We start from the raw sequence: 16449 nt of genomic DNA, 5'->3' as shown, positions 1-16449 counted from the left end.
CACATAAGGTTGGTACAAAAAACTAATTTTATGGCAAAACACATCTTACCCAAAGCGGAGTGGACTATACTCTACGATCAACTGAAAAGTCTCATTCCCGAAGCCTTCAATAAAGATGGAAATGTGATGAATCTCATAAAAGGAGAATGGAGCGATCAGATGAATTTGAAACCCTTTAATTCTTGTCTTGATGGTACCCAGCTAGGCTTTTACCCCATGTTGAAATCGCAAGATGGAAAGGAAGCAGTGGAGTACTGTGCAGAAGAATTTAAAAGTTGGAAAGAAGTATCTCTAGCAAAAAGGAAAGAAAAGGTCAGCAAAACAATCGATCATTTAGAAGAGCATAAAGAATTGCTGGGCTTGATTTTGGTCTGGGAAATCGGTAAACCTTATAGTCAGGCATTAGATGGAGTGCAACGATGCATTGATGGAGTTAGGTGGTATATCGACAATGTTGATGAAATGATTGAAGGTAGAGAGGCATTGGGAGTGATTTCCAATATTGCTTCCTGGAATTATCCGTTATCAGTCTTGGTGCATGCTTGTATGGTGCAAGTTTTGTCTGGAAATACAGTGATCGCCAAAACACCCTCTGATGGAGGCTTGTGGTCACTTTCGCTTTGTTTTGCTTTGGCAAAAAGAGAAGGGTTGCCGGTGTCTTTAATTAGTGGTTCAGGTCGAATTCTTAGTGAAGCGCTGGTTACTCATGAAGCAGTGGATTGCCTGTCTTATGTAGGGGGAAAGAGTAATGGACGGTCAATTGCCAGCTCTTTATATAATAAAGATAAACGCTATATGTTAGAGATGGAAGGGATCAATACTTACGGTGTTTGGGAGTTTTCTGATTGGGATAATTTAGCAAAGCAAATCAAGTCTGGGTTTAAATACGGAAAGCAAAGATGCACAGCTTATGTACGATTCGTGGTACAAAGAAATCTATTTCCTAAGTTTTTGGAGATGTATTTACCAGTTTTAAAATCCCTTCGTTTTGGTCATCCACTTTTGGTGGAGGAGGGCGAAACTGAACTTCCTGATTATGATTTTGGTCCTTTGATCAACTCTAACAAGGTAAATGAACTAGACGTGATGTACAATGATGCGATTGGTAAGGGTGCGGTTTCCATATATCAAGGAGAGTTGAACGATGACTTATTTCTACCTAACCAGGATACTTCGGCCTATTATGCTCCAGCCGCCTTGTTGAGCTTGCCTAAAAATGCAGAACTGTATCATCATGAACCTTTCGGGCCTTTAGACAGCATCATTTTGGTCGATCACAAAAATGAGTTGATTAATGAGATGAATGTTTCCAATGGTGCTTTGGTTGGTTCTATTGCTTGCGATGATGATATGGAGGCAGAAGAAATTGCTTGTCAAATCAGGGCGTATAAAGTCGGAATTAATAAAATGAAGTCAAGGGGAGATAACGAAGCTACATTCGGGGGAATAGGCGAATCTTGGAAAGGTTGTTTTGTAGGGGGTAGATATTTGGTGGAAGCAGTGACCAAAACAGATAATGATGAAAAGCTATTTGGTAATTTTCCAAAATATACGCAATTACCTGAGAAAAGGGACTGATTAGGTTAGTTTCAAGTAAACAGCCGATGAAATCTACTTCCATCGGCTGTCTTGCTATTAAATTCTATTTTTCAATAATAGCTTAGCCCCACAAATCTTTCATACTGTAAGGTGAACCTTCCATTGTCCAGAAGCTACCATCCACAAATCGATATCCTTTATCTTCTTGATTAATGGCTTGCACCTCATCTTGGGTTAGTTGTATTCCGTCAGCTTCCAAATTCTGCTTTATTCTGCCTGCATTAGTTGATTTTGGAATTACAGAAATGCCACGGTTGAGTCCGTACGCAATCAAAATCTGAGCAGGTGTTTTACCGTATTTCGTTGCCAAATCTTTGATAATTGGAAGTTCAAATAGATCGGGTTCATCCTCCTTTTTCATTTGGCTAGCCCTGTCTTTTGATCCCAAAGGAGAGTAGGCTGTTACCAAAATATCATGCTTCTTACAGAACTTTACCAATTCATCTTGAACTAAATTAGGGTGTAACTCGACCTGATTCATTTCAGGTTTAATAGTTGCATTTTTCCTTATTTTCTCAAGGTTGTTGATATTAAAATTTGCTACTCCTATGTGTTTGGTCATTCCCTTATCAACTAATTTTTCCATGGCCATCCACGTTTTCTGGATTGGCGCATTATCTTGCCCTAGAAAGTCATCACCTGTTTTGGGAAATTGTGATTCAGGCTTCAGAGCCACTGACCAATGTATTAAATAGAGATCTAGATATTCTAGCTGCAAATCTTTTAAAGTCTGCTGAAGCGCTGGTTCTACATCTTCTGGCAAGTGTGCATTATTCCACAATTTAGATGTGATGAAAATCTGTTCACGACTACATATACCCTCTTGAAAGGCTGTCTGCAAGGCATCTCCAATTTCTTTTTCATTACCATATATGTAAGCACAATCAATATGTCGGTAGCCAACCTTAATTGCTTCTAAAACAGCTTCATATACCTCTCCTGGTTCTGATTTCCAAGTACCTAATCCTAGTGCAGGTAAAATATCTCCGTTCCTAAAAGTTAATTTTCTCATTTGAATTTTAGTTTTTTAGTCTCTCTTACTATACTCATTCGATCCTGTAATGTTGAATAAAATGTGAAATTACGTCTCAAACCAAGCTAAAGGAACTCCTGTTAAAAGATTTAATTTGGCTTGCAAATATTGTCAATAAGATTTAATTATTGCTAGGTGGTAGCCTACATAATTAAATACACTCAATATCCAAATTCCCTTCGCTTTTGAGGAAAAACAGAGGAGAAGGCTTTTGGGAAAGATTGAGGATGGAGCCTTTTTCAATACTTAGAAGAGAATACATTGCATTATTCCGTTAATTTCTTCTAAATGCACAAAAGTTCACTCAGAAGCCTATTTATAACTTTTCTAAATTAGTATTGTTTTTACTATTTGTAACGCTATAAGGAGCTTGTATTCAGTTATTTAAGGCTATTTCCTTGATTTGGAATATAAAAACCCCAAATTTGTCTGTGAAATGTATTTGAAATAATGGCTTTGGGCAGTAGATTTGTACCCAATTAATAATTGGTGTTCCCAGATGCTAAATGAACAAATAAATATGTCCTTGAAAACGTATATTACTCGCTTATCTTTTATAGCATTCCTATTAGTGAGTTTTTTATCATTACCCAACAATGCTTTTGCTCAGGCTGACGAATTGCCTACAAGCGATGAAGCCATTGCCAATGGTGAAAAACTATTCAAAAATAATTGTGCTGTTTGTCACCAGGTTCAACAAAAAATGGTTGGTCCTGCTCTTAAAAACGTTTACGAAAGACGAGAGTTGCCTTGGTTACTAAATTTTATTAGTAATTCTCAAAAGGTGATTCAAAGCGGTGATGAATATGCTGTAAATCTTTACAACGAATACGGAAAGGCTGTAATGCCTAGCTTTGATTACTTTGCAGATGAGGAAATCAAAAATATTTTAGGTTATATAAAGTATCAAACTGATAACCCACCTCAAGAAGCGACTGCTGATGCCGGTGGTGAAGCTACTACAGCTGGTGCTGGTGGATCAGGAATTCCTTCAGAGTACTTGACTCTAATTATTATAGGGTTTGTAGTGGTATTGATCTTGATCTTAATTGTTTTAGTATTGATCGTAACGGTCCTTACTAAATTTATAAATCAAAAAGACGATGTAGATCAAAGAGATAAAGAATTTGTTAACCAAAGCTTAAATCTCAACAAACTTGTTCGAAGTAATGGATTCCTATTCTTCGTGATTTTAATATTTACTGCGGTTGTTGCTAAAACAGTTATTGATGGCCTTTACACTGTTGGTGTTCAACAAGGTTATCAGCCAACACAGCCAATAGCGTTCTCTCATGAGATTCATGCCGGCCAGTATGAAATAGAATGTCAATATTGTCACACTGGTGTGATGATTAGTAAAAGTGCTAATATTCCATCTGCCAATATCTGTATGAATTGTCACACAGCTATTAAAACCGAATCTAAAGAAATTGCCAAAATATATAAAGCCATAGATTACGATTCTGAAACTGGCGAATACGGTGATAACGTAAAGCCAATTGAATGGGTAAGGGTACATAACCTCCCAGATTTGGCTTACTTCAACCACTCTCAGCACGTGAATGTAGGGGAAATTGAATGTCAAACTTGCCATGGTCCTATAGAGGAAATGGCAGTTGTGAAGCAATGGAGCACATTAACTATGGGATGGTGTATCAACTGTCACAGAGAGACTAAGGTAAATGCTAAAGGTAATGCATATTACGATCAATTAGTTGAAGCACATGATGGTGGCGACTTGAAAGTAGTGGACATAGGCGGTCTGGAATGTGCGAAATGTCATTATTAAGTAAAAGAAATTAATCGACTTCATTAATCATAGATATGAGTGATCAAAAAACATATTGGAAAGGAACTGAACAATTAACGAATGATCCTTCATTCGTTAAAAATGCGGAAAAGGAATTTCCTGAGTACTTGCCAATCAATGATAAAAAAGAATCCAATGGAGGTAGTCCTTCCAGAAGGGATTTCTTGAAAATGATGGGGTTTGGTGTAGCAGCAGCTTCTTTGGCGGCTTGCGAGGCACCTGTAAGAAAAGCGATCCCTTATTTGAACAAACCTGTTGATGTTGACCCAGGTATTCCTAATTACTATGCATCTACCTACTCTGTCGGTGGTGACTACGCTAGTATAGTGGTAAAAACTCGTGAAGGAAGACCAATCAAAATAGAAGGAAATAAAAACTCTTCTATTACCCAAGGTGGTGTAAATGCACAGGTTGAAGCGTCAGTACTTTCTTTATATGACCAAGAAAGATTAAGAGGTCCTTTGAAAGAAGGTAAAAGTGCTGATTGGGGAACAATTGATAAAGAAATCACTGAGCAACTGCAAGCAATAAGCGATGCGGGCGGTCAAATAAGAATTGTTTCCAATACAATCAATTCTCCATCTACTTTAAAAGCTATTAATGAAATGGCTGAAAAGTATGGAAACACGGAGCATGTGATGTATGATGCTGTTTCTCAATATGGAATGTTGAAAGCTAATGAAACAATGTTCGGTGTGAAAGCGGTACCTTCCTATGACTTTAGCAAAGCTCAGACAATAGTAAGTTTTGGTGCAGATTTCTTGGGAACTTGGGTTTCTCCAATTGAGCATACTAAGCAATATAGTAAAACAAGAAAGGTAAATAGTGACAACAAAAAAATGTCGCGTCATTACCAATTCGAATCTAACCTTTCATTGACTGGTTCGAATGCAGATTACAGAACAACAATAAAACCTTCTCAAGACGGATTAGTGGTAGCTGCTTTATATAATGAAGTAGCGAAAATAACTGGTAATTCTGGCATAAATACCAATAAAGTGGAGGTTGCAAACATTTCAAAAGCAGCCAAAGACTTGGTTGCTAGTCAGGGTAAATCAATTGTAGTGTCAGGCTCAAATGATTCTGATATTCAAATGTTGGTCAATGGTATCAATTCCATGTTGAATAACTATGGTACTACCCTTGATTTGAATCAACATTCAAATGCAAGAAAAGGCGATGATGCTGCTTTCGGTAAATTTGTCAAAGATGCAAATGCTGGAAGTATTAAAGCTGTTATTTTCTATAATGCTAATCCTGTTTATGATTCGGGAATGGGTGAGGACTTGACAAAAGCTTTGAGTAAAGTAGCTTTGACAGTCTCGACTTCCGACAGAAAAGATGAAACAGCTGATGTTGTCAAATATGTAGCACCAGATCATCACTTCTTAGAATCTTGGAATGATGCGGAGCCTAAAAAGGGTCAACTGAGCTTAACTCAGCCAACTATTTCTCCATTATTCAAGACTCGTCAGGCTCAGGACAGTTTCTTGACTTGGACTGGTAACAAACAAGAGTATTACAATTTCCTTAGAAAGAATTGGGAGGATAATCACTACAATGGTCAGGAGCCTACGTTCGATATATTCTGGGATAAGACGTTATATAATGGTGTATTCACTTATGCAGTGGAAAGCAACAATGTATCAGCTCAGGGTGTAGATTTGTCTGCTTCTGCTGGTAGAATTAATAAGAATTATAAGCCTAACAATAGCGGATTAGAAGTTTCTTTCTACCAAAAAGTTTCTTTAGGGACTGGTTATCATGCCAACAACCCTTGGTTACAGGAATTACCTGATCCGATTTCAAAAGCCACGTGGGATAATTACGCAACGATCTCACAAAAAATGGCCAATGAGTTAGGAATAAAAATATTTGAAGGTAAAACGTCTAAAATCAATTTGACTATTAATGGTCAAGCAATGGAAGTTCCAGCTTTGGTTCAGCCTGGCCAAGCAAATGGAACTATCGGGTTAGCATTGGGCTATGGTAGAAAAATGGCTGGTAAAGTTGCCAATGGTGTAGGCTTTGATGTTTATCCTTTCTTGGGTCAGCTAAATGGTTCAAAAGCTTATGCTTTAACAGCCGGAGTTAGCGTTGATGGAACAGCAGGAAGCTACCAACTAGCGCAAACCCAAACACACCAAACCTTCATGGGGCGTGAGACTGTGATTCAGGAAGCTCTATTGGAGGATTATCAAAAGAAGAACTGGCAAAGAGATTTCCAACCTCATGTTGCCACTAGCAAAGGAAAAGTTGCTCCGTCCAAATTGACGCTTTGGAATGGACATAAATATAATAACCACCATTGGGGATTAGCTATTGATTTGAATTCATGTACAGGTTGTTCTGCATGTACCATAGCTTGTCAGTCAGAAAATAATATTCCGGTTGTTGGTAAAGAGGAAGTAGTGATGAGAAGAGATATGCAATGGATGCGTATTGACCGATACTACAGCTCAGATGCAGCACCAGATGATACAGCAGGTTTGGAGAAAGCCGCTGAAAATCCGGAAGTAACATTCCAACCGATGATGTGTCAGCATTGTAATAATGCTCCTTGTGAAACTGTTTGTCCGGTTGCCGCTACTACTCACAGTTCAGAGGGATTAAATCAAATGACTTATAACAGATGCGTGGGTACAAGATATTGTGCTAACAATTGTCCTTATAAAGTAAGAAGATTTAACTGGTTCAAATACCATGACAATACCAAGTTTGATAAGAACATGGCCATGAATAATGACCTAGGTAAAATGGTGCTAAACCCAGACGTAACGGTTCGTTCTCGTGGAGTTATGGAAAAATGCTCTATGTGTGTTCAGAGAATCCAAGCAGGTAAATTGAAAGCGAAAAAAGAGAAGCGTAAATTAGAAGATAAAGATGTTAATACAGCATGTGCTTCTGCATGTCCTTCTGATGCGATCGTTTTTGGTGACTTGAACAATCAAGATTCAGCGATTTCAAAATACTTGAAATTGAAAGAGAAATCTGATGAACCAATTAAAGAGGTGAATGAAGAACGCGCTTACCATGTGCTGGAAGAGTTGCGTGTAGCACCAAACGTTTGGTATATGACCAAAATCAGAAATAAAGATAAAGTAAATACTAAGGCTTAATTTAATAACTGTAGCAATATGGAAGTCACTTCACCAGTAAGAGAAGTATTAGTAACGGGAAATAAGACCTATCATGATGTTTCTCATGATATCTGTAGGCATGTAGAAGCCAAACCAAACCCTAAGTGGATGGCCGCTATGGCACTTTCGTTAGGAGCATTATTTGTGGGAGGTTACGCTGTAGCTGTCACGGTATGGGATGGTATAGGCATGTGGGGTTTGAATAAAACCGTAGGATGGGCATGGGATATTACCAACTTCGTATGGTGGGTAGGTATTGGTCATGCAGGAACTTTGATATCGGCAGTATTGCTTTTGTTCCGTCAAAAATGGAGAACTTCCATCAATAGGGCAGCAGAGGCGATGACAATTTTTGCTGTAATCTGTGCACTAATGTTTCCGATCTTACACACAGGTAGACCCTGGCTAAGTATTTATTGGTTTGTTCCAATTCCAAATACCTTTGGTTCGTTATGGCTTAACTTCCACTCTCCTTTACTATGGGATTTCTTTGCGATCTCTACATATTTCACAGTTTCATTGGTGTTCTGGTATATCGGATTGATTCCTGATTTTGCTACTATTAGGGATAGAGCTACAAATAAAATATCGAAAGCGATATATGGTGGTTTGAGTTTTGGTTGGGATGGTGCTGCAAAAACTTGGCAGCGATATGAAACAGTTTCGTTAGTGTTAGCTGGTTTGGCGACTCCTTTGGTACTTTCAGTTCACACCATCGTATCGATGGATTTTGCAACTTCTGTTATTCCAGGATGGCATACTACCATTTTCCCTCCATATTTCGTAGCAGGAGCGATTTTCTCAGGTTTCGCAATGGTATTGACATTAATGTTGGTAACAAGGAAAGTGTACAACTTAGAGGATTATATTACCATTAATCATATTGAATTGATGAATATCATTATTATGATAACGGGTTCAATTGTGGGTGTAGCCTACATTACTGAATTGTTTATGGCGTGGTATTCTGGTGTACAATATGAGCAATATGCATTCTTAAACAGGGCAACCGGACCTTATTGGTGGGCATATTGGGCGATGATGACATGTAATGTGATTTCACCTCAGTTATTCTGGTTCAAGAAAATTAGAACAAGTTTATGGGCAACTTTCATTTTATCCATAGTGGTAAATATTGGAATGTGGTTTGAAAGATTTGTGATTATTGTAACCTCATTGCATAGAGATTACTTGCCATCAAGTTGGGCCATGTTTAGTCCTACTGTTTATGATATGGGTATCTATCTATTCAGTTTTGGTTTATTCTTTACACTGTTCTTCTCTTTTGCTAAATTCTTCCCAGTGATTAATATGGCAGAGGTAAAATCAGTATTGAAATCTAGTTCAGGTGAAATTGAAAACAAAAAATAATTATGGAAAGCGGTAAAAACTTTATCGTAGGGATTTTTGATGACGAATCAGTGCTTTTAAGCGCAGTTAAAAAAGTCCGTGGAAGCGATGTAAAAATTCATGAATGTTATACTCCGTATCCAGTTCATGGTTTGGATGATGAATTGGGCTATAAGCGCTCCAGAATTTCCATTGCAGCATTTATGTTTGGTATCACTGGAACTTGCTTAGCATTTTTGATGATGATATACATGATGGGAATCGATTGGCCAATGATAATTGGTGGTAAAGATCATATTGCAATCCCATCATTTGTACCAGTTGGTTTTGAGGTAACAGTTCTTCTTGCGGCTTTAGGGATGGTTGCTACCTTCTTTATAATCAGTAATTTGAAGCCTTATGGAAAACCGAGAATATACGATATCAGAAGTACTGATGATATGCATGTAATGGCTATTGATCTGGCTAAAAACAGCAAATCAACGGATGAGCTTAATGCTATCTTGAAAGACTCAGGTGCTGTAGAAATAAATGAAAAGAAATTTTAAGTTGATTAAGGAAATGATGAATAAAAATAGAATATTTCAAATCTTATTTTTCGGCTTAGTTACAGTTTTAGTTGTGGCATGTAAGCCGGGAGAGGATAATCCGGGTACAGAATACGCACCTAATATGTATCATGCTGTTTCTTATGAACCATTAACGCAGATTACTGAAAAGGATGCTGGAGCATGGGTTGGTTCTGATGAAGACGAGTATGGAGAATATTTCAACTCAAACCCTAACAATCCATTTGGCATGACAATGAGGCAACCTGCTAACAATACGGTGCCTAGAGATGAAAATGGAATGCTTCCCTATCGATTACCAAAGGATAGTGTTGAATTGGCGGCTAGAATAATGAAAAACCCATTACCTGATAATGATGTGATTCTGGAAGAAGGTAAGGTTTTATACACCAAATACTGTACTCATTGCCACGGAGAAAATGGTGGTGGTTCTATGGATGAAACAGCATTAGTAGGAAAGGTATATCAAGGGGTACCATCATACAGTGCCGGAGCAACTTCGCAATTGTCGGAAGGACATATTTTTCATGTAATTACACACGGAATTAGAAGAATGGGAGCTCATGGTTCTCAAGTGCTACAAGAAGATAGATGGAAAATTGTACGTTATGTACAAACTTTACAAAAACAAGATTAATATAACAGTTTTAAGATAAGTTATCATGGCTGAAGAAAAATTTGAATTTACCTCAAAAGCAAAAAAGACACTTTCTGTTTTAGCGATTGTAGGGCTTGTATTATTTGGACTAGGTACTTTTTTTGCAAGTACCACAGACCATAGTGAAGAAGCTGGACATGCTCAAGAAATGCATGATGGAGCTATCATGTCTGACGGTAACGAAGGTGCTCATGTAACCGAGGATGGAGATCAAAACCATTTAGAAGGTGCTGAGGCTCATGGTGGTGAACATGCAGGTAATCCTAGTTGGTTGAAAAGAATTTATGCCAATCTTTGGATTAATAATATGTATTTTGTTGGTCTGGCCCTTCTTGGAGTCTTTTTCGTGGCCATCCAATATGTTGCTCAAGCTGGCTGGTCTGCTGCTTTAATACGGATTCCAATGTCCTTCGGTAACTGGTTGCCTATAGGCGGTCTTTTAACTTTGGTTATATTTTTAGTAGGAGGGCATGATATTTTCCACTGGACTCATGAATATTTGTATGATGTTAACGATCCAAGATATGACTCTATTATTGCGGGTAAAGAGGGGTACTTGAATACACCTTTCTTCTTGGCCAGACTAGTTGTTTATTTTGTAGTGTGGTTTTTAATGTTCCGTTGGATTCGTAAAAAGTCTTTAGAGGAAGATTTAAACGGAGGTGAAAAGTATTATTATAAGTTAAGAGGTATATCAGCAGGCTTTATTGTATTCTTTGCTGTCACTTCTTCTACCTCTGCCTGGGATTGGATACTATCAATTGATACGCATTGGTTCTCTACCATGTTCGGATGGTATGTATTTGCTTCATGGTGGGTTACTGCTTTAGCGGCTATCACTTTGATAACAGTAATTCTTAAGGAGAACGGATATTTGAAAATTGTAAATACAGGGGTTCTACATGACTTAGGGAAATTTGTTTTTGCATTCTCTATTTTCTGGACCTACATATGGTTTTCTCAATTTATGTTGATCTATTATTCTAACATTCCAGAGGAAACTGTATACTTTATTGAAAGACTTACTAGTGATCATTACAGTATTGTGTTTTTTGTTAACTTGATTTTAAACTTTTTCTTTCCATTCTTGGTTTTCATGCCAAGAGATTCAAAAAGACATACTGTTTTCTTGAAAATCGTAACAATTGTGGTTCTTATCGGTCATTGGTTTGATTTTTATCTGATGGTAACCCCAGCAGTAATGAAAGAAAATGGAGGATTTGGTTTGTTAGAAATCGGAATGGCGATCATCTTCGGAGTTGCATTCTTATTTGTTGCGTTAACTGGATTATCTAAGTCTTCATTGGTGGCCAAAAATCACCCAATGTTGAAAGAAGCAGAACATCACCATGTATTTTAATTTAATTTAGTAACAGTAATATATATGTTCAATTTAGCTATAGGTTTAGGAGTAGTACTTTTATTAGCAATTTTGTTCTTTATCTTCAGAATTTCGGCCTTAATAAGTGTCGCGAAGGGAGATGGAGAAAAGAAAGAATCTAGTTCTAATAAAATTAATGGGGCCATGTTTATCGTTTTTTTACTCGGAACTGGTTTCTTGTTTTTCTGGTATTCTTTCAAAGAGTTTGAAAATTATAATTTACCCGTTGCATCAGAGCACGGGGTTGAATATGAGTGGATGTTTTGGGTTACTATGGCAGTAACCGGTGTTGTCTTTGTAATTACTCAAATTTTACTGTTTTATTTTTCTTGGAAGTATCAATATAAAGAGAATTCCAAGGCACTTTTTTATCCTGAGAATAATAAATTAGAGGTTATTTGGACTTTTGTTCCTGCAGTAGTGTTAGCTGTATTAGTTTTTACAGGTTGGAGAGTGTGGACTGATATTACTGCACCAGCTCCTGAAAACACAAATAATCTAGAAATTATGGGTTATCAGTTTGCTTGGGGAGTACGCTATCCAGGCCTTGATGGAGAGTTAGGTAATACAGATTATCGAGTAATAGAAGCTACAAATAGTTTTGGTATTGATTTTAACGATAAAGCAGCGTATGATGATTTTATTCCTCGTGAAATGCATATACCAAAAGGCGAGCCTGTGACTTTCAATATTAGAGCGAGAGATGTATTGCATAGCGTTTTTGCACCTCATTTCCGGTTGAAAATGGATGCAGTACCAGGGATGCCAACATCTTTTACCTTTACAGCGACCAAAACAACCGAAGAAATGAGGGAGGAATTAAATGATCCTGAATTTAATTATGAAATAGCTTGTACTGAGGTTTGTGGGAGAGGTCATAATTCCATGAGATTAACCCTTATTGTAGACACACCTGAGGAATACCAAGAGTGGTATGCAGAACAGGAATCTTTCTTAAAAAGGAATCCTGAATATTTAACTAAGGTGCCAGAAGATTTGAAAGAATTAGCACTTTTGAAAACAGGAATTGATAACAAGAAGTTAGACTAAAAAATTAAATCATAAAGTTATGTCAACAACGGCAGAAGCAAATTTAAGTCAGGAAGTTCATCATGATGAGCACCATGACCACGAACAAGGCTTTATTTCTAAATATATTTTTACTACTGATCATAAAATGATTGGTAAGCAATTCCTGATTACTGGAATTCTGTGGGGGTTAATCGGTGTTGGAATGTCAGTTATTTTCCGACTTCAGTTAGGCTTCCCTGATATGGATTTAGGTTGGTTAAGACCACTTCTTGGCGGATGGATATCCGAAGCTGGGCAGTTAGATCCGGAATTTTACCTTGCCTTAGTAACGATGCATGGTACCATTATGGTATTCTTTGTTTTAACAGCTGGTTTAAGTGGGACATTCAGTAACTATTTAATACCATTGCAGATTGGGGCCCGAGATATGGCCTCAGGATTTATGAATATGTTGTCATATTGGTTCTTTTTTGCATCTAGTGTGGTAATGATGTCATCAATTTTTATAGAAACAGGTCCAGCTGCAGGTGGTTGGGTGGTATACCCACCATTAAGTGCATTACCACAGGCAATCCAAGGTTCAGGGCTGGGAATGACTTTATGGCTAGTAGCTATGGTATTCTTTATTGTTTCCATGCTATTGGGAGGTATTAATTATATCACTACAGTAATTAACTTAAGAACAGAGGGAATGTCCTTCTCAAGATTACCATTAACGATTTGGGCTTTTTTCTTAACTGCCGTAATTGGTTTGTTATCATTCCCTGTTTTGTTTGCAGCAGCTTTATTATTAGTGTTTGATAGAAGTTTCGGTACTTCTTTCTACTTATCTGATATTTACATCGGAGGGGAGGCATTGCCAAACATGGGGGGTAGTCCAATTCTGTATCAACACTTATTCTGGTTTTTAGGACACCCTGAAGTTTATATTGTATTATTGCCTGCATTGGGTATTACTTCCGAGGTGATTGCTACTAACTCAAGAAAACCTATCTTCGGTTATAGAGCTATGATTGGGTCAATGTTAGGGATAACTGTTTTATCATTTGTAGTGTGGGCACACCACATGTTCGTGTCAGGTTTGAATCCTTTCTTGGGTTCAGTTTTCATGTTCTTAACATTGATAATTGCAATTCCTTCAGCGGTTAAAGTATTTAATTACTTAACAACACTCTGGAAAGGTAACATCATATTTACACCAGCGACACTATTTTCAATTGGTTTAGTTTCATTCTTCATATCTGGAGGGTTGACTGGAATTTTCTTAGGAAATTCAGTAATTGATATTCAGTTACACGATACTTATTTCGTTGTAGCACATTTCCACTTGGTAATGGGTAGTTTATCAATCTTTGGTTTGCTAGCAGGTGTTTATCACTGGTTCCCTAAGATGTTTGGTAGAATGATGGATGAAAAGCTTGGCCATATCCACTTCTGGATGACTTTCATAGGGGTTTACATGATTTTCTTCCCAATGCATTACATTGGTATTGCAGGATTCCCTAGACGATATTATTCATGGACTAACTTTGACGCTTTTAGTAGCTATACTGATTTGAATATGTTTGTTTCTGTCGCAGCCTTCGTTACCGTTGCTGCTCAGTTCTTATTTTTGTTCAATTTCTTTTATTCAATGTACAGAGGGAAGAAGGCACCTCAAAATCCATGGAGATCAAATACTTTAGAATGGACTGCTCCTATTGAGCCTGGTCATGGTAATTGGCCTGGAGAAATTCCTAAAGTTTACAGATGGCCGTATGATTATAGTAAGCCAGGTGCAAAGGAGGATTTTATTCCTCAGCATATTCCTTTGTCTCAGACTCCTGAGTCTAATTTAGACCATGAGGTTGAACTAGCGAAGAAAGAGGTTGTTGATCCAGCAGCTGATGCAAAAGCAAACGCATAATAACTCATTTAAGATAAGCAGCTACTATCGGAACTTAGTTACAGTTACGGTAGTAGCTGTTTATCTTTTGATCCTAGCTGGGGGTATTGTCAGAAGTACCGGATCAGGCATGGGGTGTCCTGATTGGCCTAAATGTTTTGGTCAATGGGTTCCACCAACTTCAGCAGAGCAGTTGCCAGAAGATTATCAAGATTTTTATGCTGAATACAGACACCAAAAAAACTTAAAATTCGCTAGTTACTTAGATGTCTTTGGGTATTCTGAGATTGGTCAGGCAATATTAGCGGACGAATCAATTAAGGAAGAGGCAGAATTCAATGTGTCGAAGACTTGGACTGAATATCTAAATCGATTATTAGGTGCAGTGGTCGGTCTGTTGATTGTGCTATGTGTTGCAGGCTCTTTAAAGTATGTTAGGCAGTCTAAAACGATTTTTGCTTTAGCTTTTGCGTCTTTGGTCTTAGTATTGATTCAAGGATGGATTGGTTCGGTTGTAGTTTCGACAAACCTACTATCTTGGTTGATCACAGTGCATATGATGCTAGCCATGGTTATTCTTGCAGTTTTAACTGGACTTTATTTTGTTGTTAATAAGAAGAGCAGAATAAAGAAGATAGAAGGAGCCAAATCGAAAAATTTGTCAAGAATTCTACTTGTGGCTATGGTCATGATACTTATACAAATTGTCCTTGGTACTCAGGTGCGAGAAGCACTCGATGTGGTAGCTCTTAGGTTGGGAGAGGCTCTAAGGGGTAGTTGGATAGAAGGTTTAGGTCTAGAATTTTACATTCACAGATCATTCTCAATAGCTATTGCCCTTGTTCATTTCTACTTACTGTATGAATTATTTAAGCAAAAAAACAGTTTAGATATCATTTATAGAAATGTAAAAATATTAATTAGTTTAATTATTCTTGAAATCTTATCCGGTACCATAATGGCATATTTTGCTGTGCCTTTTTGGGCGCAGCCTATTCATTTGGTTCTAGGTAGTATGATTTTTGGGATTCAGTTTTATATATTTTTACAAGTAGTGTATAGCACGAAAAAGAAAAATAAAAGGGAGTATGCAATATCCTAATTCACAAAATTTATCTTTAAGCGACTTACTTATAAGTTACGCAAAGAATTTATTCGTTCTTCTTAAACCGAGGCTAAGCTTTTTGGTAGCTTTTTCGTCTGCTTTCGGTTACGTTTTAGGCTTTTCTGGAGCAGGCATTGATTACGTGGTTTTAGCTTTTCTCTCATTGGGAGGTTTTTTAGTTTCAGGTTCTGCTGTTACAATCAATCAGATTATTGAGGTAGAATTAGATAAGAAAATGGATAGAACGAAAAATCGTCCTATCCCAACAGGGAAAATATCTATTCAAGAAGCAACAATTTTTGCAATCGTGACTGGAGCATCAGGTATAGGCTTACTTCTTGTATACACGAATGTGATGACGGCCATTCTTTCATTAGTGTCTTTAATTTTGTACAGCTTTGTATACACTCCTCTGAAAAGAGTTGGTCCGATTGCTGTATTTGTAGGTGCCATTCCGGGTGCATTACCTCCTTTATTAGGCTGGGTAGCTGCAACTAATGGTTTTGGCATCGAAGCTTGGATTATATTCGGGATCCAGTTCATTTGGCAGTTCCCTCATTTTTGGGCTATTGCTTGGGTAGCGGATGACGACTATAAGAAGGCCGGTTTTAAGCTATTACCTTCTGGAGGTAAAAAGGACTTAAATACTGCAATTCAGATTATGATCTATACCTTATTTTTGATTCCCTTGGGTTTACTTCCAACGCTCTTTGGAATTACTGGTATTTATTCGGCATTAGTAGCAACCATTTGCGGAGTGTTATTTCTTAGTCAAACATTCTACCTAATGAAAGAATGCAGTAAGGAAGCAGCATTAAAAATTATGTTTGGGTCGTTTTTATACCTACCGATAGTCCAAGTGGCTTATCTTTTAGATAAAATATAAT

Annotated in this window: 12 protein-coding genes; 11 read left to right on the top strand and 1 reads right to left on the bottom strand. The window is 37.5% G+C overall.

Features of this window, described 5'->3' with window-relative positions:
* Nucleotides 1–30 precede the first annotated feature (30 nt).
* Nucleotides 31–1578, top strand: coding sequence for an aldehyde dehydrogenase family protein (locus AAC601_RS17585; protein ID WP_340153983.1), 1548 nt, complete (start codon nt 31–33; stop codon nt 1576–1578).
* 82 nt (nt 1579–1660) lie between these two features.
* Here the strand turns inward: AAC601_RS17585 and AAC601_RS17580 are convergent, their stop codons facing one another.
* A complete protein-coding gene (locus AAC601_RS17580; protein ID WP_340153982.1) occupies nt 1661–2611 on the bottom strand; it encodes an aldo/keto reductase in 951 nt (316 codons plus the stop codon).
* A gap of 541 nt (nt 2612–3152) precedes the next feature.
* Between AAC601_RS17580 and AAC601_RS17575 the strand changes: the two genes are divergently transcribed.
* Genes AAC601_RS17575 through cyoE form a run of 10 tightly spaced genes read left to right on the top strand, consistent with a single transcriptional unit; the run spans nt 3153 to nt 16448 of the window.
* Nucleotides 3153–4421: a c-type cytochrome gene (locus tag AAC601_RS17575; protein ID WP_340153981.1), complete on the top strand. Its 1269-nt coding sequence runs from the start codon at nt 3153–3155 to the stop codon at nt 4419–4421.
* Nucleotides 4422–4456: 35 nt separating this feature from the next.
* Nucleotides 4457–7561 carry a TAT-variant-translocated molybdopterin oxidoreductase gene (locus AAC601_RS17570; protein ID WP_340153980.1) on the top strand — a complete coding sequence of 1035 codons (3105 nt, stop codon included), beginning with the start codon at nt 4457–4459 and terminating at the stop codon, nt 7559–7561.
* Between the two features lie 18 nt (nt 7562–7579).
* Nucleotides 7580–8953: an NrfD/PsrC family molybdoenzyme membrane anchor subunit gene (gene nrfD, locus AAC601_RS17565; RefSeq protein WP_303270188.1), complete on the top strand. Its 1374-nt coding sequence runs from the start codon at nt 7580–7582 to the stop codon at nt 8951–8953.
* 2 nt (nt 8954–8955) lie between these two features.
* The gene (locus AAC601_RS17560; RefSeq protein ID WP_303270187.1) at nt 8956–9480 is read left to right on the top strand and encodes a DUF3341 domain-containing protein; all 525 of its coding nucleotides are present in this window, start codon (nt 8956–8958) and stop codon (nt 9478–9480) included.
* Between the two features lie 13 nt (nt 9481–9493).
* Nucleotides 9494–10138: a cytochrome c gene (locus tag AAC601_RS17555; protein ID WP_340153979.1), complete on the top strand. Its 645-nt coding sequence runs from the start codon at nt 9494–9496 to the stop codon at nt 10136–10138.
* Nucleotides 10139–10163: 25 nt separating this feature from the next.
* Nucleotides 10164–11519 carry a quinol:cytochrome C oxidoreductase gene (locus AAC601_RS17550; protein ID WP_340153978.1) on the top strand — a complete coding sequence of 452 codons (1356 nt, stop codon included), beginning with the start codon at nt 10164–10166 and terminating at the stop codon, nt 11517–11519.
* A 24-nt stretch (nt 11520–11543) separates the two neighbouring features.
* The gene (locus AAC601_RS17545) at nt 11544–12590 is read left to right on the top strand and encodes a cytochrome c oxidase subunit II (protein ID WP_303270184.1); all 1047 of its coding nucleotides are present in this window, start codon (nt 11544–11546) and stop codon (nt 12588–12590) included.
* Between the two features lie 19 nt (nt 12591–12609).
* Nucleotides 12610–14478 carry a cbb3-type cytochrome c oxidase subunit I gene (locus AAC601_RS17540; protein ID WP_303270183.1) on the top strand — a complete coding sequence of 623 codons (1869 nt, stop codon included), beginning with the start codon at nt 12610–12612 and terminating at the stop codon, nt 14476–14478.
* Nucleotides 14459–15559 (top strand): COX15/CtaA family protein, encoded by a 1101-nt coding sequence (locus tag AAC601_RS17535; protein WP_340153977.1) that lies wholly within the window; start codon nt 14459–14461, stop codon nt 15557–15559. Before AAC601_RS17540 ends, AAC601_RS17535 begins: the two co-directional genes overlap by 20 nt.
* Nucleotides 15546–16448 (top strand): heme o synthase, encoded by a 903-nt coding sequence (gene cyoE, locus AAC601_RS17530; RefSeq protein WP_340153976.1) that lies wholly within the window; start codon nt 15546–15548, stop codon nt 16446–16448. The genes AAC601_RS17535 and cyoE overlap by 14 nt, the downstream gene beginning before the upstream one ends.
* Nucleotide 16449: the final 1 nt, after the last annotated feature.

This window comes from uncultured Marivirga sp. (genome assembly GCF_963974845.1).
Classification (GTDB): Bacteria; Bacteroidota; Bacteroidia; order Cytophagales; family Cyclobacteriaceae; genus Marivirga; species Marivirga harenae.
The sequence above is the reverse complement of the archived record's forward strand: the minus strand, read 5'-3'. Positions and strand labels throughout refer to the sequence as shown.

Bases quoted from the DNA above. Each gene is read 5' to 3' on its own strand.
- AAC601_RS17585 (WP_340153983.1), top strand. From the start codon at position 31: ATGGCAAAACACATCTTACCCAAAGCGGAGTGGACTATACTCTACGAT.
- AAC601_RS17580 (WP_340153982.1), bottom strand. From the start codon at position 2,611: ATGAGAAAATTAACTTTTAGGAACGGAGATATTTTACCTGCACTAGGA.
- AAC601_RS17575 (WP_340153981.1), top strand. From the start codon at position 3,153: ATGTCCTTGAAAACGTATATTACTCGCTTATCTTTTATAGCATTCCTA.
- AAC601_RS17570 (WP_340153980.1), top strand. From the start codon at position 4,457: ATGAGTGATCAAAAAACATATTGGAAAGGAACTGAACAATTAACGAAT.
- nrfD (WP_303270188.1), top strand. From the start codon at position 7,580: ATGGAAGTCACTTCACCAGTAAGAGAAGTATTAGTAACGGGAAATAAG.
- AAC601_RS17560 (WP_303270187.1), top strand. From the start codon at position 8,956: ATGGAAAGCGGTAAAAACTTTATCGTAGGGATTTTTGATGACGAATCA.
- AAC601_RS17555 (WP_340153979.1), top strand. From the start codon at position 9,494: ATGATGAATAAAAATAGAATATTTCAAATCTTATTTTTCGGCTTAGTT.
- AAC601_RS17550 (WP_340153978.1), top strand. From the start codon at position 10,164: ATGGCTGAAGAAAAATTTGAATTTACCTCAAAAGCAAAAAAGACACTT.
- AAC601_RS17545 (WP_303270184.1), top strand. From the start codon at position 11,544: ATGTTCAATTTAGCTATAGGTTTAGGAGTAGTACTTTTATTAGCAATT.
- AAC601_RS17540 (WP_303270183.1), top strand. From the start codon at position 12,610: ATGTCAACAACGGCAGAAGCAAATTTAAGTCAGGAAGTTCATCATGAT.
- AAC601_RS17535 (WP_340153977.1), top strand. From the start codon at position 14,459: ATGCAAAAGCAAACGCATAATAACTCATTTAAGATAAGCAGCTACTAT.
- cyoE (WP_340153976.1), top strand. From the start codon at position 15,546: ATGCAATATCCTAATTCACAAAATTTATCTTTAAGCGACTTACTTATA.